23 protein-coding genes, 4 tRNA genes and 1 other annotated feature are annotated in these 22,107 nt (G+C 38.5%); of the genes, 23 read left to right on the top strand and 4 right to left on the bottom strand.

Annotated elements, in window-relative coordinates; translation table 11 throughout:
• Window positions 1–53 precede the first annotated feature (53 nt).
• Window positions 54–1,421 carry a DNA repair protein RadA gene (gene radA / locus GGQ84_RS12100; RefSeq protein ID WP_429162981.1) on the top strand — a complete coding sequence of 456 codons (1,368 nt, stop codon included), beginning with the start codon at window positions 54–56 and terminating at the stop codon, window positions 1,419–1,421.
• Window position 1,422: 1 nt separating this feature from the next.
• Window positions 1,423–2,496 (top strand): DNA integrity scanning diadenylate cyclase DisA, encoded by a 1,074-nt coding sequence (gene disA / locus GGQ84_RS12095; protein ID WP_429162979.1) that lies wholly within the window; start codon window positions 1,423–1,425, stop codon window positions 2,494–2,496.
• Here the strand turns inward: disA and GGQ84_RS12090 are convergent.
• On the bottom strand, window positions 2,493–2,834 hold the full coding sequence (locus tag GGQ84_RS12090; protein WP_429162977.1) for a hypothetical protein: 342 nt from the start codon (window positions 2,832–2,834) through the stop codon (window positions 2,493–2,495). The two genes, disA and GGQ84_RS12090, sit on opposite strands and share 4 nt — an antisense overlap.
• A 108-nt stretch (window positions 2,835–2,942) precedes the next feature.
• On the bottom strand, window positions 2,943–3,338 hold the full coding sequence (locus tag GGQ84_RS12085; RefSeq protein WP_429162975.1) for a nucleoside triphosphate pyrophosphohydrolase family protein: 396 nt from the start codon (window positions 3,336–3,338) through the stop codon (window positions 2,943–2,945).
• Between the two features lie 201 nt (window positions 3,339–3,539).
• On the opposite strand from GGQ84_RS12085, the gene GGQ84_RS12080 reads away from it, so the two are divergent.
• From GGQ84_RS12080 to GGQ84_RS11985, 20 genes are all read left to right on the top strand, one after another.
• Entirely contained in the window at window positions 3,540–4,016 is a 477-nt protein-coding gene (locus GGQ84_RS12080; protein ID WP_429162974.1) for a CarD family transcriptional regulator, read from the top strand.
• Window positions 4,017–4,193: 177 nt separating this feature from the next.
• Window positions 4,194–5,318 (top strand): PIN/TRAM domain-containing protein, encoded by a 1,125-nt coding sequence (locus tag GGQ84_RS12075; protein ID WP_429162972.1) that lies wholly within the window; start codon window positions 4,194–4,196, stop codon window positions 5,316–5,318.
• A 1-nt stretch (window position 5,319) separates the two neighbouring features.
• A complete protein-coding gene (ispD, locus tag GGQ84_RS12070; RefSeq protein WP_429162999.1) occupies window positions 5,320–6,003 on the top strand; it encodes a 2-C-methyl-D-erythritol 4-phosphate cytidylyltransferase in 684 nt (227 codons plus the stop codon).
• On the top strand, window positions 6,003–6,479 hold the full coding sequence (gene ispF / locus GGQ84_RS12065) for a 2-C-methyl-D-erythritol 2,4-cyclodiphosphate synthase (RefSeq protein ID WP_429162970.1): 477 nt from the start codon (window positions 6,003–6,005) through the stop codon (window positions 6,477–6,479). Before ispD ends, ispF begins: the two co-directional genes overlap by 1 nt.
• 55 nt (window positions 6,480–6,534) lie before the next feature.
• Window positions 6,535–7,998 carry a glutamate--tRNA ligase gene (gltX, locus tag GGQ84_RS12060; RefSeq protein ID WP_429162968.1) on the top strand — a complete coding sequence of 488 codons (1,464 nt, stop codon included), beginning with the start codon at window positions 6,535–6,537 and terminating at the stop codon, window positions 7,996–7,998.
• 67 nt (window positions 7,999–8,065) lie between these two features.
• Window positions 8,066–8,298, top strand: a binding site (T-box leader).
• Between the two features lie 46 nt (window positions 8,299–8,344).
• Window positions 8,345–9,013 carry a serine O-acetyltransferase gene (cysE, locus tag GGQ84_RS12055; protein ID WP_429162967.1) on the top strand — a complete coding sequence of 223 codons (669 nt, stop codon included), beginning with the start codon at window positions 8,345–8,347 and terminating at the stop codon, window positions 9,011–9,013.
• Window positions 9,009–10,448 (top strand): cysteine--tRNA ligase, encoded by a 1,440-nt coding sequence (gene cysS, locus GGQ84_RS12050; protein ID WP_429162997.1) that lies wholly within the window; start codon window positions 9,009–9,011, stop codon window positions 10,446–10,448. The genes cysE and cysS overlap by 5 nt, the downstream gene beginning before the upstream one ends.
• A complete protein-coding gene (locus tag GGQ84_RS12045) occupies window positions 10,433–10,828 on the top strand; it encodes a Mini-ribonuclease 3 (protein ID WP_429162965.1) in 396 nt (131 codons plus the stop codon). The genes cysS and GGQ84_RS12045 overlap by 16 nt, the downstream gene beginning before the upstream one ends.
• Window positions 10,829–10,834: 6 nt before the next feature.
• Window positions 10,835–11,563: an FAD-dependent thymidylate synthase gene (thyX, locus tag GGQ84_RS12040; protein ID WP_429162963.1), complete on the top strand. Its 729-nt coding sequence runs from the start codon at window positions 10,835–10,837 to the stop codon at window positions 11,561–11,563.
• A gap of 15 nt (window positions 11,564–11,578) precedes the next feature.
• Window positions 11,579–12,325, top strand: coding sequence for a 23S rRNA (guanosine(2251)-2'-O)-methyltransferase RlmB (gene rlmB / locus GGQ84_RS12035; protein ID WP_429162961.1), 747 nt, complete (start codon window positions 11,579–11,581; stop codon window positions 12,323–12,325).
• 11 nt (window positions 12,326–12,336) lie between these two features.
• Window positions 12,337–12,846 carry an NYN domain-containing protein gene (locus GGQ84_RS12030; RefSeq protein WP_429162959.1) on the top strand — a complete coding sequence of 170 codons (510 nt, stop codon included), beginning with the start codon at window positions 12,337–12,339 and terminating at the stop codon, window positions 12,844–12,846.
• A gap of 140 nt (window positions 12,847–12,986) precedes the next feature.
• Entirely contained in the window at window positions 12,987–13,634 is a 648-nt protein-coding gene (gene sigH / locus GGQ84_RS12025) for an RNA polymerase sporulation sigma factor SigH (protein ID WP_429162958.1), read from the top strand.
• A gap of 117 nt (window positions 13,635–13,751) precedes the next feature.
• A tRNA-Thr gene (locus tag GGQ84_RS12020) sits at window positions 13,752–13,827 on the top strand.
• Between the two features lie 28 nt (window positions 13,828–13,855).
• Window positions 13,856–13,940, top strand: a tRNA-Tyr gene (locus GGQ84_RS12015).
• Between the two features lie 9 nt (window positions 13,941–13,949).
• Window positions 13,950–14,025, top strand: a tRNA-Met gene (locus GGQ84_RS12010).
• Between the two features lie 5 nt (window positions 14,026–14,030).
• Window positions 14,031–14,106: transfer RNA gene (locus GGQ84_RS12005), tRNA-Thr, on the top strand.
• Between the two features lie 431 nt (window positions 14,107–14,537).
• On the top strand, window positions 14,538–15,698 hold the full coding sequence (locus GGQ84_RS12000) for a M24 family metallopeptidase (RefSeq protein ID WP_429162956.1): 1,161 nt from the start codon (window positions 14,538–14,540) through the stop codon (window positions 15,696–15,698).
• Between the two features lie 17 nt (window positions 15,699–15,715).
• Window positions 15,716–17,236, top strand: a complete 1,521-nt coding sequence (locus GGQ84_RS11995) for a BCCT family transporter (RefSeq protein ID WP_429162954.1) — start codon at window positions 15,716–15,718, stop codon at window positions 17,234–17,236.
• A gap of 19 nt (window positions 17,237–17,255) precedes the next feature.
• Window positions 17,256–17,954 carry a TetR family transcriptional regulator gene (locus tag GGQ84_RS11990; protein WP_429162952.1) on the top strand — a complete coding sequence of 233 codons (699 nt, stop codon included), beginning with the start codon at window positions 17,256–17,258 and terminating at the stop codon, window positions 17,952–17,954.
• Window positions 17,955–18,160: 206 nt separating this feature from the next.
• Window positions 18,161–19,333 carry a benzoate/H(+) symporter BenE family transporter gene (locus GGQ84_RS11985; RefSeq protein ID WP_429162950.1) on the top strand — a complete coding sequence of 391 codons (1,173 nt, stop codon included), beginning with the start codon at window positions 18,161–18,163 and terminating at the stop codon, window positions 19,331–19,333.
• Window positions 19,334–19,338: 5 nt separating this feature from the next.
• On the opposite strand, the gene GGQ84_RS11980 is transcribed toward GGQ84_RS11985, so the two are convergent.
• A complete protein-coding gene (locus GGQ84_RS11980) occupies window positions 19,339–20,706 on the bottom strand; it encodes an MATE family efflux transporter (protein WP_429162949.1) in 1,368 nt (455 codons plus the stop codon).
• Complete coding sequence (locus tag GGQ84_RS11975) at window positions 20,690–21,151, bottom strand: MarR family winged helix-turn-helix transcriptional regulator (protein WP_429162947.1); 462 nt, start codon at window positions 21,149–21,151, stop codon at window positions 20,690–20,692. The genes GGQ84_RS11980 and GGQ84_RS11975 overlap by 17 nt, the downstream gene beginning before the upstream one ends.
• A gap of 155 nt (window positions 21,152–21,306) precedes the next feature.
• On the opposite strand from GGQ84_RS11975, the gene lipB reads away from it, so the two are divergent.
• Window positions 21,307–22,005, top strand: a complete 699-nt coding sequence (gene lipB, locus GGQ84_RS11970) for a lipoyl(octanoyl) transferase LipB (RefSeq protein WP_429162945.1) — start codon at window positions 21,307–21,309, stop codon at window positions 22,003–22,005.
• Window positions 22,006–22,107: the final 102 nt, after the last annotated feature.

Genomic DNA, 22,107 nt, shown 5'->3' with positions numbered 1-22,107 from the left:
AAAAAATGGTATAATATGTACTAAATCAATAAAATCCTAGGAGTGTAGATAATTTGGCTCAGGCGAAAGTACATTTTTTCTGTCAGCAGTGTGGTCATGAATCCTTGAAATGGTTGGGTAAGTGCCCTGGCTGTGGGGAATGGAATAGTTTTGTTGAAGAATTGGCTGGGAAGAAGGGCGGCAAAGGGGGGAAAATAAATATACCTTTGCAGGAAAAGCCTAAACCCATTAAACATATTAACCTGAAGGATGAGGATAGGATGCCTTTAGGGATTGATGAATTTGATAGGGTTTTAGGAGGTGGAATTGTACCCGGATCACTTGTTCTTGTAGGGGGAGATCCTGGTATAGGTAAGTCCACTTTATTGCTGCAGGCAGCCTCTAATGTCAGTAGCAATCAGGGCAAAGTACTATACGTATCTGGAGAAGAGTCTGTACGCCAAATAGCATTAAGGGCAAAGCGAATGGAGTGTTTTCAAGATAAACTGTCCCTTTTGGCTCAGACAGACATAGAGTTAATAGAGCAACAGATTGAACTAGAAGCACCTCAATTAGTTGTGATCGACTCGGTTCAGACTATTTTTCACAGCGATATTCAATCGGCGCCGGGAAGTGTTAGTCAAGTGAGAGAGTGTACCGGGTACTTGCTAAGATTAGCTAAAACAAAAAATGTTCCTATAATATTGGTAGGCCATGTTACCAAAGAAGGGAATATTGCTGGGCCGAGAATGCTAGAGCATATGGTGGATGCAGTACTCTATTTAGAGGGAGAACGGCACAACTCTTTTAGAATACTTCGGGGAGTAAAGAATAGATTTGGTTCTACAAATGAAATGGGTATCTTTGAAATGCGTGAAAAGGGATTAGTACCAGTATTAAACCCTTCGGAGATGTTCTTGTCAGAGAGGCCCGTTGGTGCATCCGGTTCTGTGGTAGTTCCCTTTATCGAAGGTACTAGACCAATGCTAGTAGAAATACAGGCATTAGTCAGCTCTAGCAGTTTTGGCAATCCCAGGCGGTTAACTACTGGTTTGGACAGCAATAGAGTAGCGCTGCTACTGGCAGTGATGGAGAAGAGAGCGGGACTTCACCTAGGAAACTATGATGCTTTTGTCAATGTTGTGGGTGGTGTGAGAGTATTGGAGCCTGCTGCCGATTTGGGAATTGTGACAGCAGTTGCCTCTAGTCTCAAAGATATGCCTATAAGTGGAAAGACCATAGTGATGGGAGAAGTAGGACTGACTGGTGAAGTGAGAGCTATTAGCCAAATAGAAAAGAGGATTAATGAAGCTGCAAAACTAGGCTTTAGTAGATGTATTATTCCCAAGGGAAGTTTAACTGGATTAGATGCATCTGGCTTGAAAATATCAGGGGTTCAAGATATCAGAGAAGCCTTAGAAATTGCTCTAGGAGGTGAATAGAATGAGTGAAGAAAGAGATGAAAGCTTTATAAAAGTATTAAAGACACTTGCGCCTGGAACAGTTTTGAGAGATGGATTAGAGAATGTCCTCAGGGCTAAAACAGGGGCACTTATAGCCATCGGTGATAGCGAGGAACTGATGGATATAGTTGAAGGTGGATTTAATATTGATTGTGCCTTTACTCCTGCTAATTTATATGAATTGGCTAAAATGGATGGCGCTATTATACTAAATCGCAGTGGTAGTAGAATTTTAAAGGCAAATACTCAATTGTCGCCACAATCAAATATACCCTCGAAGGAAACAGGAATTAGGCATAGAACTGCGGAGCGTACTGCTAAGCAAACAGGAGAATTGGTGATCTCGATCTCTCAGCGTAGGGGCGTAATTACTATTTACAAAGGCGATACAAAGTATGTGCTGAGAGATATAGGGGTTATTCTTACTAAAGCTAATCAGGCAATTCAAACCCTAGAAAAGTACAAAACTGTACTAGACAAGGCCCTGAGCAACCTCACTATTCTGGAATTTGAAGATATTGCAACTGTATATGATGTAGTGCGAGTTGTACAAAGGCTAGAGATGGTTATGAGGATTGTTAAGGAGATAGAAATATACATTAGTGAATTGGGTAATGAAGGTCGTCTTGTTAGTATGCAACTAGAAGAGTTAGTATCCAATGTCGAGGAAGAGGGTACCATGCTTATAAATGATTATTACGTTCCTCATGGAGAAGTTACAGTGGAGAGTATTAAGCAAATAATGCAAAGCTGGACCTCAGAGGAATTACTGGACTTGACAATTATAAGTAGGGCTCTTGGGTTTGGAGGGACGTTAAGTAGTTTAGATTTACCTGTAACCCCTAGGGGTTACAGAATTCTACAAAAGATTCCTCGTTTACCTCATACAGTAGTAGAAAACCTGACTGAAACTTTTGGAGCGGTACCAAATATCCTACAGGCTAGTATTGAGGAACTAGATGATGTGGAAGGGATTGGAGAAGTGCGAGCAAGGGCAATTAAAGATGGGTTGAAAAGACTGAGAGAGCAAGTCTTACTAGATCGCAATCTCTAAAAGGTATCATTAATAAAGTCTTCAAAGTAGCCCAGTGCTAAGACTTGTTCTCTGTGGTAATTCTTTTTTGAATTATATTGAGGGTCTTCAAAAGAAAGGTCGTGGAAGAGCTGAGTTAGATTAAGATGTATACGAGCGGACAGGTATCTATCCTGGGTTATTTCTGAGGCTCGATATAATAACTTTTGTGCTAATGCATAGTGTCTTTGAGGGATCATGTCAGCGGCCATAGCCATTAAGATAAAAGCCTTACTATTGCTGCTATTTATATAAAACTGGAGGTAGTAGTCATATAAATCTTTTTCCTTAGGGGTTAGAGAAAAATAAAGTGACTTCATAATGAGCCTCCTGATGGTGGAAATAGTAGATATATGAGAATTATTATGTTCCTGTTAAACAAGATATATGCAAAAAAAAGACCCTAAGGGTCTTTTTTTAGTTCTAATTTAAGTAAAGTTGAATATCCTTAAAGTGGATATCTTTTTATGCTCTTTAATTAAAACATCATATAAATTTATATCCAAGGTATTGCAGAGTGCTGCCATGTAGAAAAGAGATTTACCCATTTCAGTTTCGATTATGTCGCGACAGCTAGAGCAGAGCTCGCCTTCCAAATGATTGTTGATGAGGTTCTTTAGATCGCTAATTGAGCTGTCTGGCGGCAGAACCTTTTTTTCAGTTTTCACCTGAACGCATCCGCAATTTGTAACAGCTTTTGCGACAGCTCTATTTACACGGGAGCTTGTTTCTTGTAACTTGGACTGTATATCTAATATGGACTGGTGTCTTATCAATAGTTCGGATACAGTGTTTTGGAAATCATCACACAGTATGTCTTTCACACTTTAACCCTCCTTCAAACCACATGGGTTTCTGTTGAACTTATTATACGTTTTAACTACTGGTCTTGTCAATATTTGAACTTTTAGGCATGCACGTGAGTTTTATTGACAACAAAGTCTATATTGTGTTATAATGTTTTATTTTGTTGACAGAGGATGTTTTTTTTGCTATAATCAATATATTGAATGGGAGGTATTCCGATGTTTAAAATTGGAGATAAAGTCGTTTACCCTATGCATGGGGCTGGTGTTATTGAGTCCATTGAAGAAAAAGAAGTACTAGGTGAAAAGCGAAGTTACTATATTATGAAGTTACCTATAGGAGAAATGAAAGTAATGATTCCCATGGATAGTATTGACAACATAGGGATAAGGCAGATAATTGATGAAGATGGCTACCAAAAAGTCATGTCTATTCTCAAAGATGACTGTACCAGTATGTCTACTAATTGGAATAGAAGATATAGAAGCAATATGGAAAAGATAAAAAGCGGTAATATATATGAAGTTGCAGAAGTTGTGAAGAACTTAGCATTGAGAGAGCAGGAAAAAGGGTTGAGTACAGGAGAGCGAAAAATGCTTGAAAATGCTCGTCAAATATTACTAAGTGAGTTAGTATTGGCTAAAGATAGCCCGGCGGAAGATGTTGAAGGGATGCTGGAAGAGTTTTTTGCATAATAAAAGCAACCAAAAAAATATATCTAAAAACGTCGTAATCCGGCGTTTTTTTGGTTATATCTTGAAAATACAATAGATAAACTGTTATAATAAGTAAATGCCATATTTTTTCTTTTTATTTTATTTTTTAAACTTCCACCATATTGTGCATACTATTAAAAAACAGGAGGTGAAACAATGCTTTATAATATAGCAAGAGGATTTATAACTTTGATAGCATTGGGAATAGGAACGACTGCAGGATACTATTTATCTAACCTGGGCTTAGCCGTGGTAGAAAATGTGGAATCTTACTATGTCTTAGGTGTGGTGGGAGGAGCCTTTGCACTAATAGGGTTTATAATAGCACCATGGGTAATTGCCAAGGTCACTAAGCTTGTAGGGTGGGCTGAAGCGAAATTGCAGAAGACACCTACACAGGATATTGTGGGAGGAGCAATTGGACTTATACTAGGACTTATTATAGCGGTTTTGCTGAGCCCCTCTTTTTCAAGAATACCCTTAATAGGGGATTACTTACCTATAATCAGTAGCTTGATACTGGGTTACTTAGGCTTAAGCCTTGGGGTCAATAAAAAAGAAGAGATTATATCGTTTTTTACGTTGCTTCCCAAGCTAGCTAGTAGGGAAAAGGCTTCAAGGGGGACCAAGAAGGATAACTATAAGGTGCTAGACACTAGTGTAATTATAGATGGTCGTATTGCAGATATCTGCAAGACTGGTTTCCTAGAAGGGGTTATGATTATCCCTGGATTTGTTCTAGAGGAATTGAGACATATTGCAGACTCATCTGATTTACTAAAGCGTAATAGAGGGCGTAGGGGATTGGATATTCTCAATGTCATGCGCAAAGACCCAGATATCATAGTGCAGATTTATGAAAAGGACTATGACGACATTCAAGAGGTTGATAGCAAACTAGTCCGCTTGGCCCAAGATATGGAAGGTCAAGTTATAACCAATGACTATAACCTTAACAAGGTGGCTGAACTTCAAGGAGTACAAGTTCTGAATATAAACGAACTTGCTAACGCTGTAAAACCAGTAGTATTGCCAGGGGAACAAATGGTGGTACAAGTAATCAAGGATGGCAAGGAACAAGGTCAGGGCGTTGGATACTTGGATGATGGAACTATGATTGTGGTAGATGGAGGTAGAAAGCACATTGGACAGACTATAGAAGTATTAGTGACAAGTGTGCTCCAAACTGCTGCAGGTAGAATGATTTTTGCAAAGCCTAAAAATGGTGACAAAAAAAGTAGTAGCAACCAATTAGACGATGAGGTGAATGCAATTGGGTAAGGTGACGGCCATTGTACCTGCTGCTGGGCAGGGACGTAGAATGGCAGTTGGGTACAATAAGCAGTATATGCAACTTAATGGCATGTCCATAGTGGGAAGAACATTATATCTTTTAGAAGAATCCGGAATGATTGATGATATTATACTAGTTATACCGGAACAAGAAATAAATTATGCTCAAAAAGAAGTAGTTGAAAAAATGGGCTTAAAGAAGGTCAGGATTGTAGCTGGTGGATCAGAGAGGCAAGATTCTGTATATAATGGTCTTAAAATGATTAAAAATGAAACAAAAATTGTGGTCGTACACGACGGTGTGCGGCCACTTTTGCAGTTGCGCCATCTGGAAGAAACTATTTTAAATGCAAAAAAATGGGGAAGTGCTATAGTGGCTGTACCATCAAAGGATACTATAAAAATAGCTGACGAAGATAAGTTTGTAAAGGAAACTCCGCCAAGGGCAAACATCTTCCAGGCGCAGACGCCTCAGGTGTTTAAGAAAGAGCTTATCCAGGACGCCTATGAAAGAGCTGCTGAGTTAGGTTATAGGGGGACTGATGATGCTTCCCTAGTGGAATGGGCTGGTTATAAAGTAAAAATAGTTGAGGGGAGTTATGAGAATTTGAAAATAACTACCCCTGAAGACCTCTTAGTTGCGGAAACAATTTTGAAAGAGAGGGAAGAATAATGCGTATAGGGATGGGGTATGATGTACATCAACTAGTACCTGACAGAAAACTGATTTTAGGTGGTGTAGAAATAGAATGGGAGTTGGGCTTGCTTGGGCACTCGGATGCAGATGTGTTACTTCATGCTATTAAAGATGCTCTTTTAGGCGCTGCTGGCCAAGGTGATATTGGCAAGCACTTTCCCGATACTGATCCAAAATATAAGGGGATTTCTAGTATAGTTCTACTAGAGTATGTAGGAGAGATATTGAAGAATAATAACTTTAAAGTTGTAAATATAGATGCGGTAATCATAGCACAGCGACCTAAGCTTGCACCTTATATTGAGCAGATGAATCAAAATATTGCTAATGCACTAAAAATTGATGTAGGCAATATAAACGTTAAAGCAACTACTACCGAAAAGCTGGGATATGAGGGTAGAGGTGAGGGGATCAGTGCTCAAGCGGTGTGTTTAATAGAAAAGGCTGATTGATGAAATGTAATAGCTTTGGTATAATGTTTTGAAGACTAGAGAGGAGTTGGAACAGATGGAAAAAATGCGAGTTAGGTTTGCGCCTAGCCCTACGGGGCCTCTACATATAGGAGGGGCTAGATCAGCCCTATTTAACTACTTGTTAGCCAAACAAAGTGGTGGAGAGTTTATTGTTAGAATAGAAGACACAGACTTAGAGCGTTCTAATCGAGAATCAGAGGAAAACATTCTATCATCCTTACAATGGTTGGGGATCGAATGGGATGAAGGAGTAGATAAGGGCGGAGATAAGGGGCCCTATAGACAGACAGAGAGGATGGAGCTTTATCGTACTTATCTAGACCAGCTCTTGCAAAACGGAGATGCCTATTACTGTTACTGCTCAGAGGAAGAGTTAGAAGCTGAGCGGAAGGAGTTAATGGACAAAGGGGAGTTGCCCCGTTATTTAGGTAAGTGCAGAAATTTAGGTGATGCAGAAAGAGAATGCCGGGAAAAGGAAGGTAGAAAACCGGTAATTAGGTTTAAAGTAACCCCGGGTATGGTGGTAACCATCAATGATATGGTTAGAAATCACGTATCATTTGAAAGTGATGGGATTGGGGACTACATAATTGCCAAGTCTGATGGGATCCCTACGTATAATTTTGCAGTTGTAATTGACGATGCCCTGATGGAAATTACTCATGTTGTTAGAGCAGAGGAGCACCTGTCAAATACTCCGAGGCAAATTATGCTGTACAAAGCTTTAGGGCTTCAAGCTCCTAAGTTTGCACACATATCACTGATTTTGGGTAAGGATAGAACTAAAATGAGTAAGAGACATGGATCTACTTCGGTAGTTCAATATAGAGAACAAGGGTATTTACCAGAGGCAATAGTTAACTTCCTCGCTCTACTTGGATGGTCTCCGGAAGAAGAGGAAGAAATCTTCACAATGGAGCAATTAATAGAAAAGTTCTCTATGAATAGAGTAGCTAAGAATCCTGCTATATTTGATCTGGATAAGCTGAATTGGATTAATGGATATTACATTCGTCAAACTCCTGTGGAAAAAATAACTAAACAGGCAATTCCTCACTTCCAAAAGGCGGGCTTAGTTGGGGACAATCTGAGCGAAGCGGAATTAAAGCGCTTGGAGGCTGTTGTAGGTGCTGTCCAAACAAAGATTTCTCATTTATCGGAGATAGTAGAAAAAGCAGATGTATTCTTCAATGACAAGCTAGAGCTAGCAGGGGACAAAGAACTAGAGGTCTTAAAAGGAGAACAAGTGCCATCTGTTTTAGATTTGTTAACAAAAAAATTAGAACCAGAAGAAGAGTTGACGGTAGAAACAGTGAAGCCTATCTTGAAATCTTTAACTAAAGAGCTAGAGCTAGGTGGCAAAAAAGTGTACATGCCCTTGCGTATTGCCCTTACTGGTAAAACTCAGGGACCAGAACTCTTTGACTTAATTCCCATTTTAGGATTAGATGGAGTGAAAAATAGGATAGCTCAAGCAAAAGAGCTTGCGGGAATGTAATAGCATTCTTGACATAGGCAACTGCATTTAGATATAATTGAAACAATTCAAGCAACTAAATAAATGGATAAAAGTATTGAACGGGAGAGTAAACAAAATACTCTGCGACAGAGAGGACCCTCTAGGCTGGAAGGGGTCTGCGTGAGATTATGTTGAAGTGCACCCGGGAGCTGCAAAGCTGAATTAAGAGTAGGCTTTGTCGGTTAGCACCGTTAGTAGCTAGGTGATATTTAGTTCACCGTAATGAGTTGGGGTTATTTAGCCCAAACAGAGTGGAAACGCGAGCCCATCGTCTCTGAATGAGATGAGGGCTCTTTTTTTATTTTATAAAGGGGGAATTCTTAAGATGTTTTCCAGATTGCAAAAAGACATAAAAGTAATTTTCGAACGAGACCCAGCAGCAAAGAGTGTCTGGGAAGTTATCTTTTGTTATCCTGGTTTTCATGCTATTTTTTTTCACAGAATTGCTCATAGGCTTTACAAAAACAAATGGGTGTTTTTGGCCAGAGTTATTTCACAATTAAATAGATTTTTGACTGGGATCGAGATACATCCGGGAGCTAGAATTGGAGAGGGTCTATTTATAGACCATGGGACAGGAGTTGTAATTGGAGAGACTGCAGAGATAGGAGACAACGTGACCATATACCAAGGGGTAACCCTTGGTGGAACAGGTAAGGAGAAGGGGAAGCGACATCCTACAATAGGTAATAATGTTATGATTAGTGCTGGAGCAAAAGTCCTTGGTTCTATAGAAATAGGGGATAATGCCAAGATTGGAGCAGGATCTGTAGTAATAAAAGATGTTCCAGAAAACTGTACAGTGGTAGGGATACCTGGAAAAGTAGTAGTTCTTAATGGCAGGCACGTATCAGATGCTAGTCTAAATGAAGTTGATTTACATCATAACAAGTTACCCGATCCTGTAGCGGAATCGCTGCTGTGTTTACAGAAAAAGATTGAGAAGCTAGAAGATAGAATATTAGAATTGGAGGCGAGGAAAAATGGCAATTAAGCTCTACAATACTCTAAAGAAGCAAAAGGAAGAATTTAAACCAGGTGAGCAGGGGAAAGTTAAAATGTATGTTTGTGGCCCCACTACATATAATTATATTCACCTTGGAAACGCTAGACCAATAGTTGTATTTGATGTGGTGAGACGGTATTTAGAATACAGAGGTTATCAGGTGACATATATACAAAACTTCACTGACGTAGATGATAAAATCATAAATAGAGCTGCAGAAGAGGGAATCGAGCCGTTGCAGTTAGCGGAAAATTATATTAAAGAGTACTTTAAAGATGCTGATCAATTAAATGTGCGAAGGGCAGATGTTCATCCTAAGGTTAGTGAGCACATTGGCGACATTGTTAGTGCGGTAGAGAAGTTGATTGAGGATGGATATGCATACGAACAAGGTGGTAACGTTTACTATAGCATTGAGAAGTTTTCCAATTACGGCAAACTATCTGGGCGCAGTATCGATGATATGCAAGCGGGAGCTAGAATAGAGGTCAACCAAGAAAAGAAGCATCCAATGGATTTTGTTCTATGGAAGAATGCCAAAGAGGGGGAACCATCCTGGGAAAGTCCTTGGGGCCAGGGAAGACCAGGATGGCACATTGAGTGTACAGTTATGTCTATAAAATACTTGGGTGAAAACTTCGATATACACGGTGGTGGTTACGACTTAGTCTTTCCGCATCATGAAAATGAAATTGCCCAGTCAGAAGCTTATACAGGTAGTCCTTTTGCTAGATATTGGATTCACAATGGATTTATTACAGTTAACCAGGAAAAGATGTCCAAGTCTTTAGGTAACTTTTTCTTAGTACGAGAAATATTAGAAAAATTTGATGCTCAAGTAGTTAGATTTTACTTGCTAAGTACTCATTACCGCAGTCCTCTTGACTTTGATGACGAAAAGCTTGAAGTAAGTAAAAAAAGTTTTGAACGAATTACTAACACATATCAACGGCTGCTAGAAGTAGAACGCATAGGCAAGCTAGATGCTCCTTGGGGAGAATATGAAAAAGAAATGGATGAGAAAGTAAAAGAGTTAAAGTTGAAGTTTGAAAAGGCTATGGATGACGATTTTAATACATCACTGGCTATAGCAGCTATTTTTGATTGGGCCAAAGATGTAAACCAGTACTTACACTCTAAGCAAGAGCGTGAAGAGAAACCAAACCTGGATGTGGTAAGGCAGTCCTTAGAGCTTGTAAATAACTTCGGACAAGTACTGGGTCTTGATTTCAGTGTAAGTGCAGAAGCAGAGGGAAGTGAAAGTGTTGCTGCCAGTCCCTTTATTGAATTGCTGTTAGAGGTAAGACAGCAGGCTAGAGTAGATAAAAATTGGGCTGCAGCTGATATGATTAGAGATAGGTTAACTGAGCTAGGAGTAGTTATAGAAGACACACCACAAGGGGCTCGGTGGAAGTGGCGTTAAAAGCAGACCAACAATCACCTCTAGTTTTAGCCTATGTAGGGGACGCAGTTTACGAACTTTACGTCAGAACTCATTTGCTAGAGCAGGGGGCTGTAAAAATGAATGAACTACATAAAACTGCTGTGAAGTACGTTAAGGCAACAGCTCAGGCCAACATTCTCAAACAATTAGAAGGAGAGCTCTCTGAGGAGGAGTACAGAATAGTAAAGCGGGGAAGAAATGCTAAGTCTCAGGTGCCTAAAAATACAGAGGTTGTAGACTATAGATACAGTACTGGTTTTGAAAGCTTAATTGGATATTTGCATCTTAATGAAGATAAAGAGCGCTTAAATGAGATACTAGAAAAGTCAGTTGCTGTTATAGATGAAGAGGAGAGGTGAACTAGCTTGGGTCAAGTTAAATTAAAAGTTGAACTAATAGAACATACACCAAACCCGGAGGAACTGGTTGCTACGGCGGCTAAGCTCTGTTACTCTGGTGCAGATATAGAGGAACTAAAACAAGGGGTTGCAAAAGCAGATCAGGCTCCATTTATAAAAAAGCTTTTAGATATGGGTCACCTATCTACAGTGGAGCATGTCTCCTTTACCTTTGGAATTGAAGGGGTCTCTAGAAGTCTTTTGGCGCAAATAACTAGACACCGTATCGCTAGCTTCAGCGTTAAGTCGCAGCGATATGTAAGTGAAACTAGAGAAGATGGAGCATTTAACTATATAATACCTCCTGAAATCGAAGCGCTAGGAGATAAATATGTGGAAATTTATAGAGAACAAATGAAGACCATTCAAGAGTGGTATAATTATTGGAGTGAGAAGCTGGGATCTGGCGGTGAAGGCACAAATGAAGATGCTAGATTTGTACTACCCAATAGCGCAGAGACTAAAATGGTAGTTACTATGAACGCTAGAGAATTGCATCACTTTTTCGGGTTGCGTTGTTGCAATAGAGCGCAATGGGAAATAAGAGCATTAGCAGAAGAAATGTGTTTGCAGGTAAAGAAGATTGCCCCTAATCTATTTTCACAAGCAGGACCGGCCTGTATAGCTGCCAATTGCCCTGAGGGCAAGATGAGTTGCGGCAAGCAAAGGGAAATGCGAGCAAAGTATTCAATATAGTGAGGAGCGATTTTATTGAGTGAAAGCACTAACAATGAAATCTTAATTGGAAAAAATGCAGTTTTAGAGGCCCTAAAAGCAGATAGGGAAATTAATAAGGTCATGTTTTCTAGTGATGCAAGGTTAAATGAAATTAATTCTAGAGCTAAAGATAAGAAAATACCTGTGCAAAAGGTGTCTAAATCAAAGTTAGATCAATTGAGCGGAAATGGAAAGCATCAAGGGGTTATCGCCATGGTATCCCCTAAGGAGTACATTGATTTTGATCAATTAGTAGATAAAAGCTTCCGGGAAAGCCAAGAGCCGATTCTAATTATCCTAGATGAGCTTGAAGACCCTCATAATTTTGGAGCTATTCTCAGGACGGCAGAGGCGGCAGGAGCCCAAGGAGTTGTAATACCCAAGCGGAGATCTGTGCCACTAACTCAGGTGGTAGCTAAGGCTTCGGCGGGTGCACTGGAGTATATGCCAGTGGCTAGAGTTAGTAATCTGGTTAATGCAATTAAAGAGCTACAACAAAGGGGCTATTGGGTGGTTGGCACCGATGCCAGTGGAAGCAAGACTCACACTGAAGTAGATCTCAAAGGTCCTATAGCTCTTGTTATAGGTAGTGAAGGGAAAGGCATGGGGCGATTGGTTAAAGAGACATGTGATTTTGTTGCTAAATTGCCAATGAGGGGGAGCATAAATTCCCTTAATGCCAGTGTAGCAGCAGGAGTTGTCATTTATGAAGCCTTGCGACAACGGCAAGGGGAGAGATAAGGTGATAGTTAGTGGAGGACTATTTGATTGTAGATGGATACAACATAATAAATAACTGGCCAGATCTTGTTAAATTAAAAGACGAAAGCTTTGATCACTCAAGGGATCATTTGCTAGACATTCTAAGTAATTACAGAGCCTTAATGGGAAACAAAGTTATTGTTGTCTTCGATGCACATCAAGTTAAAGGTGGTAGTGAAAAGAGAGAAACTATAGCCGGTGTAGATGTTATTTATTCAAAAGAAGGTGAAACGGCGGACATGGTTATAGAGCGGATTGTAAGCAACCTACCTAAACACTCCTTAGTTAGTGTGGCCACCTCTGACCGCATAGAACAACAAATAACTCTGGGCAAGGGTGCCGCGAGGCTTCCAGCTCGAGAGTTGTTGTTACGCGTCTTGCAAATGGAGAAAAACAGTAGTAGGTATAAGAGTACAGGGGTGAATACTAGAAGCACCCTTGATGGATATATGACAGATGCAGTAAAAGAGCAACTGGAAAAGCTCCGACGTCGCAAGTGAAGGACAAATTATGGCTTGACTAAACTGCGATTTTTCAGTTATAATTAAACGTGTTCGTATATATAATGTGATATATATTTATACTACTTTGCGCCTTTTGGTAATGCAGTATGTGGGAAAATCTCATTGGAGGCGATGCAATGAATACAAACGCTCAACAGCAACTGGAAGACGATAGCTATGAAATGATGGTCGATGAGACTATTGTAAAACTAGCCAAAGATGGTGATGATGCCGCTCAAGAGTATTTGATAAACAAATACAAGAACTTTGTGAGGGCTAAAGCAAGGTCTTACTTTTTAATTGGTGCAGACAGAGAGGATATCATACAGGAAGGTATGATTGGGCTCTATAAAGCAATTAGAGATTTTCGCTGTGATAAGCTCTCATCTTTTCGCGCTTTTGCAGAGCTTTGCATTACCCGACAGATAATTACTGCTATTAAAACAGCAACACGACAAAAGCATATACCCCTAAACTCCTATGTATCATTGAATAAGCCTATATATGACGAAGATTCTGATCGCACGTTATTAGATGTTATCTCTGGTTCTAAGGTAACTGACCCAGAGGAATTGATAATAAGCAGAGAAGAATTTGACGATATTGAGGAAAAAATGGGTGAGATTTTAAGTTCTTTAGAATGGCAAGTGCTTATGTCTTATTTGGAGGGCAAGTCATACCAGGAAATCGCAGTAGATTTAGATAGACATGTAAAATCTATAGATAACGCACTTCAGAGGGTAAAGCGTAAGTTAGAACGCTATCTAGAAAAACGAGACGCATAAAATGGGATCGGATGAATCCGATCCTTGTTTTTTTACACCAATGGTTACCAAAAATATTCTTCAAAAAAGATGTTGACTTTTATTCCAGGGCGTTATATAATGTAACTTGTCAGTCGGGCCGACGTAGCTCAATTGGCAGAGCAGCTGACTTGTAATCAGCAGGTTGCGGGTTCGAGTCCCATCGTCGGCTCCATATTTACTTTTAAAGCTTAATAGTTTGTGGAGAGGTTCCCGAGTGGCCAAAGGGAGCAGACTGTAAATCTGCCGGCTCAGCCTTCGAAGGTTCGAATCCTTCTCTCTCCACCATTTTATCTACGCGGGGTAGAGCAGCTGGTAGCTCGTCGGGCTCATAACCCGGAGGTCACAGGTTCAAGTCCTGTCCCCGCAACCAACTTTGCCCATATAGCTCAGTAGGCAGAGCGTCACCTTGGTAAGGTGGAGGTCACCGGTTCAATCCCGGTTATGGGCTCCAGCTTTAAACTCAAGTATATCAAGGGTTTGGAGAATTACAAGGTGAGCATAAAATAGATAGATAAACGGTGGTACTGCTACGGTACTGCTACACAGTTTAAAAAATGTCCTCTCTACAAGTTAGAGAGGTTTTTTTATTATAAAAAGAAGGATGGAGGGGAAATAATAACCCCTCTATTTTTATTTATTCCGGTAAAAATTAAAGTACTAAACTGCCTAATTTTTTAAAGATATTTAAATAATCGTGATTAAAAGCTATGAGGCATTATATAAAGTCATATTATAGAAGGTGACATATATATCTTAATATTTCTTTACTATATTGCTTTATACCATAAAGAACTCGTCTGTTATGAGATGGTTATAGTCTCCAAACTATGATAACATGATTATTAAATGAACGCATTCATAAAAAAAGTTAGGGAGATGAATATGCAAACAGTTAAAAAAGAGTATGTTGAAAAGCGATTAAATAATCTAAGGAAGCGGATGAGTGAGAATGGTATTGATTTTTCAATTATTTGGGACCCAGATAATCAGTACTATCTTAGTGGATTTCGAGCAATTTCTTATTCTAGACCAATAATATTACTTGTGTATCCAGATAAAACTCAGTATATTATTCCTGCGCTAGAAGATGACCATGCCCGTGAAAATGCTAAAGTTGATGAATTTTTTGTATATCATGAGAAATATTCAAATAGTCACCTTGATACTACTTTTTATCAGCCCCTAGAGCGAATTGTTGAGAAATTAAATGAAGCAAAAGTGTTAGGACTTGAACTAAATACATTGCCTGCATCATTATATAAGAAATTGCAAATTAAAGGATTTAAAATTAAAGATATTAGTCATGAGCTTATTGAAATGCGTGCTATTAAAGATGAAGAAGAAATATATTGGTTAGATCAAGCTGGATTTTTATCAGATGTAGCATTAGAGGCCTCTTTCCAAAATTTAAAAGTAGGTATGAGTGAATTGGAATTTGACTCAAATGGTGATCGTAAATTATTAGAAATTGCCTCTAAAAAATACCCAGATAACATAGTTGGTTATGAAAATTGGACCTGTTCTGGAATAAAGCGAAGTGCTATGCCACACCTGTATTCTAGTACTAGAAAATTTGAAAAAGATGATGTTGTTGTACACAGTCGTCAGGTTTGGATTAACGGCTATAGAGCAGAAAATGAGCGTACTTTTTTAATAGGTAAACCCAATGAGGAACAAAGGAAGTGTTTACAGTTAGCAATTGAAGCGCAGAGAATAGGTATGGAAGCAGTTAAACCAGGGGTAAAGGCAAAAGATGTGGATATTGCTTCATTTAATGTTATAAAAAAGGCAGGGTATGCTGACTTTATACAGCATAGGATTGGCCATGGTTTGGGCTTGACCGAGCATGAAGAGCCTTATCTTCGCTTTGATAATGAGATTGTTTTAAAAGAAGGGATGGTTTACACTATTGAGCCCGGAATTTATGTTCCAGGTGTTGGTGGCTTTCGCCATTCAGATACGGTAATAGTTACTAAAGATGGATGTAGAAGTATAACAAAATACCCTCGGGAATTTAGGGATTTATTGTTTGATAGCGAATAGGAGGTTTTAATAATAATATGGACAATAAAATTGATAAGACGATTTTTTGGCCATCAATAATTGTTGTGGTATTGGCAACTTTGGCGTTAGTATTTTTTAGAGATACGGCTGGACCAGTTACTGAAAGATTATTGACTGGGATTAATACTAATTTAGATTGGGCCTTTGAATTTTTAACTATTGGTTTATTTATTATTTTGCTCTGGTTAATTTTTGGGCCTTATGGAAAAGTAAAATTGGGAAAGGAAAATGAACATCCAGAGTTCTCACGATTTAGTTGGGGTGGAATGCTATTTTGTGCTAGTATGGGAACTAGTATTATGTTTTGGTCAATTGTGGAACCCTTGTACTATTATACTGGACCCCCATTTGGTATAGAAGCTAACTCTCTAGAGGCCGCTGATTACGCATTAAGTTACGGTCTATTTCACTGGGGGATTTCAGCATGGGCTTTGTATGCACTTCCTGCTGTTGTAATCGCATATAACTTTTTTGTGAGAAGGGATACTTCCCTTAGAATCAGTTCTTCCTGTAGTGGGGTGCTAGGAAAGCATGCTAATGGGCTATTGGGGAAAACTATAGATATACTAGTTATTTGGAGCATGATTGGAGGCTTGGGCACATCGTTGGGTTTGGGTGTCCCTATGGTAGCTGCGGTTATGGGGGAAGTTTTTGGATTGGAACCTAATTTGGGACTAAATATATTTATTATTATTCTTTGGACAGTTATATTTAGTTCTAGTGCCTATCTAGGACTATATAAAGGAATTCGAAGACTCAGCGATTTGAATATCTATTTAGCTTTAGGATTGGCATTGTTTGTTATTATAACGGGTCCAACATTATTTATACTTTCATATTTTACAAATAGTATGGGTATTATGCTGGATAACTTTTTAAGAATGAGCTTATATACAGATCCGATTTTCGAGAGTGGTTTCCCTCAGGGGTGGACAGTCTTTTATTGGGCGTGGTTTGCAGCAACAGCTCCATTTATAGGAATATTTGTTGCTCGCATCTCTAAAGGAAGATCCATACGAGAGCTTGTTTCTAATGTGCTATTATGGGGATCTGTTGGCAGCTGGTTGTATTTTGCTGTATTTGGTGGTTATGCTATGAACTTAGAATTAACAGGTCAGGTACCTTTAACAGGGATTTTATATGATCAGGGAGGACAAGCGGTAGTTGTAGCAGTTCTCAAATCGTTGCCATTTGCACCAGTGGTTCTAACATTTTTTTTAATACTAGGTTTTATCTTCTTAGCAACTTCGTTAGATTCTGCTAGTTATGTTATTGCCAGTATAGCTACATCTGAACTGAAAGGAAATAAGGAACCTGCTCGATGGCATCGGTTATTATGGGGCTTAATGCTTGCAATTATGTCAATTGGATTGACTTTTGTAGGTGGGCTTACAGTTGTACAAACATCTTCCGTATTAGTATCAGTACCTGTGCTAATAATGTACATTTTACTAGCTCTTTCATTAATAAAATGGCTTAAGCAAAACGACGATAAACATATATATGTAAGTAAATAGTGAAGGTGTGTTTAAAAGAGTGAAAGATAATAGAAAAGAAATACAAAGAGAGCGAATGTATAGGTATTTTATTGATGCAACAGCGGAAGTGATAGAAAATGAAGGTATAGAAAAAGTGAGCATTAGAAAAATTGCAGATAAAGCAGGGTATACTAGTTCCACTGTGTATAATTATTTTCAAGAGTTTTCACATTTGTTATATTTTGCTGCGATGAGATTTACAAAAGAATATATAGACGAATTGCCTAACTATATGAATCGAGGTACAAATACTGTTGAAAAATGGCTCTACAGTTGGGAGTGTTTTTGTAAACATTCTTTTGAAAAGCCTCAAATATATTCTATTATATTTATTGATAATTTGGGGATAGTGCCAGAGGATATGTTGAAAGATTATTATAAAATATACGAAAAAGATTTAATGGGATTGCCTAAAAATTTACAAGATATAGTGTTACAACATACTTTCTCTAAAAGAAGTGCACTTTATCTTCAACAAGCAATAAAAGAGGGTTTTATTACCTCGGAAGATGTCGACTTTATTTCAGAAACTACATTGCTAATTTGGACCGGAATGATGGCAACATTTAAAAATAACAGGAGGAAAATTTCTCCAGAGAAAGCTACTGAGCAAACACTTTACTATGTACGTGAAAGTTTAATGAAGGTTATTGCTCCAGAAAAGAAAAAGGATATAAGAATGCAAATATTATTGTAGAAAAATTAAGTACTATATAGTTTACTATTAAAACCTCTTAGAGTTTAGCAAACTTTTAAGAGGTTTTAATAGACTTTTGATATTACAATGATTTATCTGTGTCTTGTCGGAGTCAAATAGTTAAAGTATTTACAGTAGAACTTAAAGGATATATGAGCATGACAAGAAAGGTTATTATTTATAGCATTTTCATAGAGGAGGACTGCATGATTAGAAACCCAATTACAGATTTAAATAATAAAAACATAGTAGCAGGTTTTGTTTCTGCCATATTAGCTATAGTAGGTCCGCCAGTTCTTATTTTAGAGGCAGCGGCAAATGGTAACTTTACTACAGAGCAGACAATATTCTGGATGTTTTCTGTCTACTTTTTTGGGGGTATTTTTAGTATAGTCATGCCTTTGCTTTTTCGAATTCCTGTTGTAGGAGCCCATTCTATTACAGGAGTGGCTTTTTTGGCAACAGTTACAGCCCAATTTACTTTTAATGAACTAATAGCTGCATACATCTTTTCTAGCCTTATTATGTTGCTGACTGGGTATTTGGGTGTTTTTTCAAAGCTTATGGATTACGTGCCTAAAGAAATAATTGCAGCAATGCTGGCAGGGATGATTACTCAGTATATGGTGAATTTTATTATTTCCATTAACCAATTATGGTTAGTGGGAGGGGTTGCTCTTGTTGCTTTTTTTGTTTTCAGTAAGTGGGTTAAGCGCATTCCGCCAATGATAGCAGCTATTACAACAGGACTTATTATGCTACTCTTAACTCATCCCTTGAGCAGTAGGGGAGTAGAAATGGCTTTTGTTATCCCTGGTATTCAGACACCTGAATTCAACCCAGTTATATTTCTATCCGTTTCATTGCCCTTGGCCTTACTAATTTTAAGCAATGATGCAGCTGTGGGTATTGGCGCCTTAGAACAAAATGGTTATCGTCCGCCTGTGAGCAGACTTGTTTCCTATAGTGGAATTTTCTCAATTATCACAAGTTTTTTTGGTGGCCAGTCTGCAAATGTTGCGGGAATGATGTCAGCTATATGCTCTGATCCAGAGGCTGGGCCTAAGGAACAGAGGTATATGGGAGCTGTTGTCTCGGGAGTTATTATTCTCTTGTTCGGCATTTTTTCATGGAAGCTAGTTCCTTTTATTGAGGCTCTCCCCCGAGAATTTACATCTATGCTAGTGGGATTTGCTCTTATAGGTGTGTTTGGAAACAGCTTACATGTGAGTTTTTCTAAAGCTACTATGAAAATCAGCTCAGCCTTTACGTTTATTATAGCCATATCAAATATTACAATTTTGCATATCAGTGCACCTGTGTGGGCCTTGTTGGCAGGTACAATTATTGCAAAGTATATCGAAAACCCGAGCAGGTAACTCAATTACTGCTGATTTTGAATAACTTGATTACTTTTAACTATAAATATTGATTTATACTTAGATATAAACCACAATGCAAGGAAAAAAGAAAGTAAATCTGCCAGGGGAAATGCCAGCCAGACCCCACTTAAATTAAACATAAATGGTAGTACCAGCAATAAAGGAATTAAAAGTAGCACCTGTCTGGAAAGTGACAAGATAAGGGCTACTTTAGCATTTCCTAAGGCTTGAAAAACACCGCCGGTAACAATTTGAATACCAATAGTAAAAGATACGGCAAACATTATCCTTAAAGCAGTTGCGCCCATTTCAATGGCAGCAGTATCAGTAGTAAAAATTAACATGAGTTGCTTAGGGAAAATCATTATGATGAAAAAGGTAAATATAACTATAGCTGTGGCTGACTTAAAGGCCAACCCTATAGATTCACGTACTCGTTCATGGTTATTAGCACCATAGTTAAAGCCAACCAAAGGCACAAGCCCTTGGACTATACCAACCACTGGCATGATAGAAAACATAATTATTCGATGCACAATACCAAAAACAGCCACCCCTAAATCGCCACCGTACAAAATTAACATGTGGTTAGCCAAGACAAACATAATGCTACCTGCTGCTTGTTGAGCAAAGGCGGAAGACCCGACAGCTAGTATTTGCTTTAGCACAAATACTTTTGGGCGTAGGTAGCTTAAGTTAAAGGCTAGACTGCTCTTTCCACTGGCAAAATAAAATATTAGGTAAACAACGGTAACAGCTTGTGAAAGGACGGTGGCTAAAGCCGACCCCTTAATGCCCATGCCAAAACCAAAAATAAATAAGGGGGTCAGGATGATATTTAACGTAGCAGAAATAACCATTGTCATCATGGCGGTTCTAGCATTTCCTTCTGAGCGAACTACGTTATTCATAGAAAAAGCGAAAGCAAAGAAGAATGTACCGTAAAGGATAATTCCCAGATAGTCTTGGGCGTAAGGTAAAATAGTTTCACTAGAGCCAAATAGGTATAAAAGAGGAGTCAACAAGCTTAGGCCAAATAGAATGCCCGCAATGCTGACTAATAAAATTAGTGAAATAATATTTCCAAATACCTGGTTGGCATCATCTAGTTTATTAGCTCCAAGCATTCTAGAAATTGCAGAAGATCCACCAATGCCAATACAGCCTGCCACTGCCATGACTAGCATTTGGACGGGGAAAGCTATAGAAATGGCAGCTACTCCAATTGTGCCTACTGCTCTTGCTACAAAGATAGTATCAACTACGTTGTATAAAGCCATCACAAACATACCAAATGTTGCTGGAACTGCTAAATTAACTAATAGTTTAGGTATTGGTTCCTTTCCCAAACGTTCACTTTGTTGTTTCACTGAAAAGACTCCTCTCTTTTTGAATGTACCCTGCCGCATTTGAAGCCATTTTTGTTAATAACCTCAAAGCGGTCTCTACTTCTTCCTCGGTCATTCCCTCGCTTAAAATCTCTGTCCAGCGATTAAGAATAGTAAACAAATGAGGTTCAAATGCTTTTGCCTTCTCAGTAAGAAAGATTTGATGTGAGCGCAGATCTTTTGTGTTTTGTTTTCTTATAATATAGCCTGTGGTTTCTAGTTTTCTAATTGCTCGGGCGGTGGTACCCTTATCTATATTTAATGATAGAGATAGCTCTTCTTGGGGTAAGCCATCTTTATGGTACAGGGCTATTAAAAACAACACTTGCCCTTTGCCAATGTTGTGTGGCTCTAACTCCTTATTAATAAATATGTGTCCATAACGATAAAGTATAGATATCCACTTGCCTAAAGATATATTTTGCATAAATAGCACCTCGCAGTATATTGGTTGCATTTGCAACGATAGTTACAGTATAGCTGAAATATGGTTGTAAACGCAACCAATTTTAATAAAAAGGTTAGTAGAAATTTTGGGTAATTTATACTAAAATAAAACAAAAGTACTGCGGAGGTGATGACATGGGTATTTCAGTTTCCATCCTTGGTACAGTCGAGTACAAATCAGGATCAAGCCTTCAAAAAAAACTAGTAGAGCTACGGCAACAAGGTGGGGTTCAAGATATAATGGTTTTACTGGAGCATCCGCCAACACTAACTTTTGGTAAGAGAGAGAATTACAATAATATTATTGTTTCTATTGAAGAATTAGAAAGAATGGGAGTAGATTTATGCAAGAGTAACCGTGGTGGAGATATCACTTATCATGGCCCTGGCCAAGTGGTGGGCTATCCTATAATAGATCTCAGAAATCACGGAAATAGTGTCAAAGAGTACGTAAATAAGCTTGAACAAGTGTTTATCAATCTATTAAATGAAGAGTATCAGTTAGCAGCAACCAGAGTGGACAAGTATAGAGGAGTGTGGCTTGGGGATGAAAAAATAGTGGCAATAGGCTGTTCTGTTAAGCGAGGTGTAACTATGCACGGTTTTGCATTTAATGTAAATACAAACCTAGGCCACTATAAATTGATTAACCCATGCGGCATCACCGATAAAGGTGTTACTTCCCTTGAAAAAATAACTGGAAAGCAGTATGATATGCAGGTAGTGAATGAACTGGTAATAAAGCACTTTTGTAAAGTGTTTAATGTAAAATCTGAGATAATAGAACCTTCAGAGTTGAAACGACTAGTAGCGTATCTTGACAAGGAAAAATAAGTTATGGTATCACTAGCGTTGCAAAACAATAAAACTAACTTTGTCAATACCTAAAGCTTGAAAATATTGAGGAAACACCTGCCTAACACAAAAAAAATCCTT

Origin of the sequence: Desulfitispora alkaliphila, assembly GCF_050433185.1 — a bacterium.
GTDB classification, from domain to species: domain Bacteria; phylum Bacillota; class Desulfitisporia; order Desulfitisporales; family Desulfitisporaceae; genus Desulfitispora; species Desulfitispora alkaliphila.
Note: the sequence above shows the minus strand (reverse complement) of the source record. Positions and strands in the feature narration are given on the sequence as shown.

Coding starts and splice junctions, on each gene's coding strand:
- GGQ84_RS12090 (WP_429162977.1), bottom strand. CDS start 2,834: ATGAAGTCACTTTATTTTTCTCTAACCCCTAAGGAAAAAGATTTATAT.
- GGQ84_RS11975 (WP_429162947.1), bottom strand. CDS start 21,151: ATGCAAAATATATCTTTAGGCAAGTGGATATCTATACTTTATCGTTAT.
- GGQ84_RS11985 (WP_429162950.1), top strand. CDS start 18,161: ATGATTAGAAACCCAATTACAGATTTAAATAATAAAAACATAGTAGCA.
- GGQ84_RS11995 (WP_429162954.1), top strand. CDS start 15,716: ATGGACAATAAAATTGATAAGACGATTTTTTGGCCATCAATAATTGTT.
- GGQ84_RS12000 (WP_429162956.1), top strand. CDS start 14,538: ATGCAAACAGTTAAAAAAGAGTATGTTGAAAAGCGATTAAATAATCTA.
- cysE (WP_429162967.1), top strand. CDS start 8,345: ATGTTTTCCAGATTGCAAAAAGACATAAAAGTAATTTTCGAACGAGAC.
- GGQ84_RS12075 (WP_429162972.1), top strand. CDS start 4,194: ATGCTTTATAATATAGCAAGAGGATTTATAACTTTGATAGCATTGGGA.
- ispF (WP_429162970.1), top strand. CDS start 6,003: ATGCGTATAGGGATGGGGTATGATGTACATCAACTAGTACCTGACAGA.
- lipB (WP_429162945.1), top strand. CDS start 21,307: ATGGGTATTTCAGTTTCCATCCTTGGTACAGTCGAGTACAAATCAGGA.
- disA (WP_429162979.1), top strand. CDS start 1,423: ATGAGTGAAGAAAGAGATGAAAGCTTTATAAAAGTATTAAAGACACTT.
- sigH (WP_429162958.1), top strand. CDS start 12,987: ATGAATACAAACGCTCAACAGCAACTGGAAGACGATAGCTATGAAATG.
- GGQ84_RS12080 (WP_429162974.1), top strand. CDS start 3,540: ATGTTTAAAATTGGAGATAAAGTCGTTTACCCTATGCATGGGGCTGGT.
- gltX (WP_429162968.1), top strand. CDS start 6,535: ATGGAAAAAATGCGAGTTAGGTTTGCGCCTAGCCCTACGGGGCCTCTA.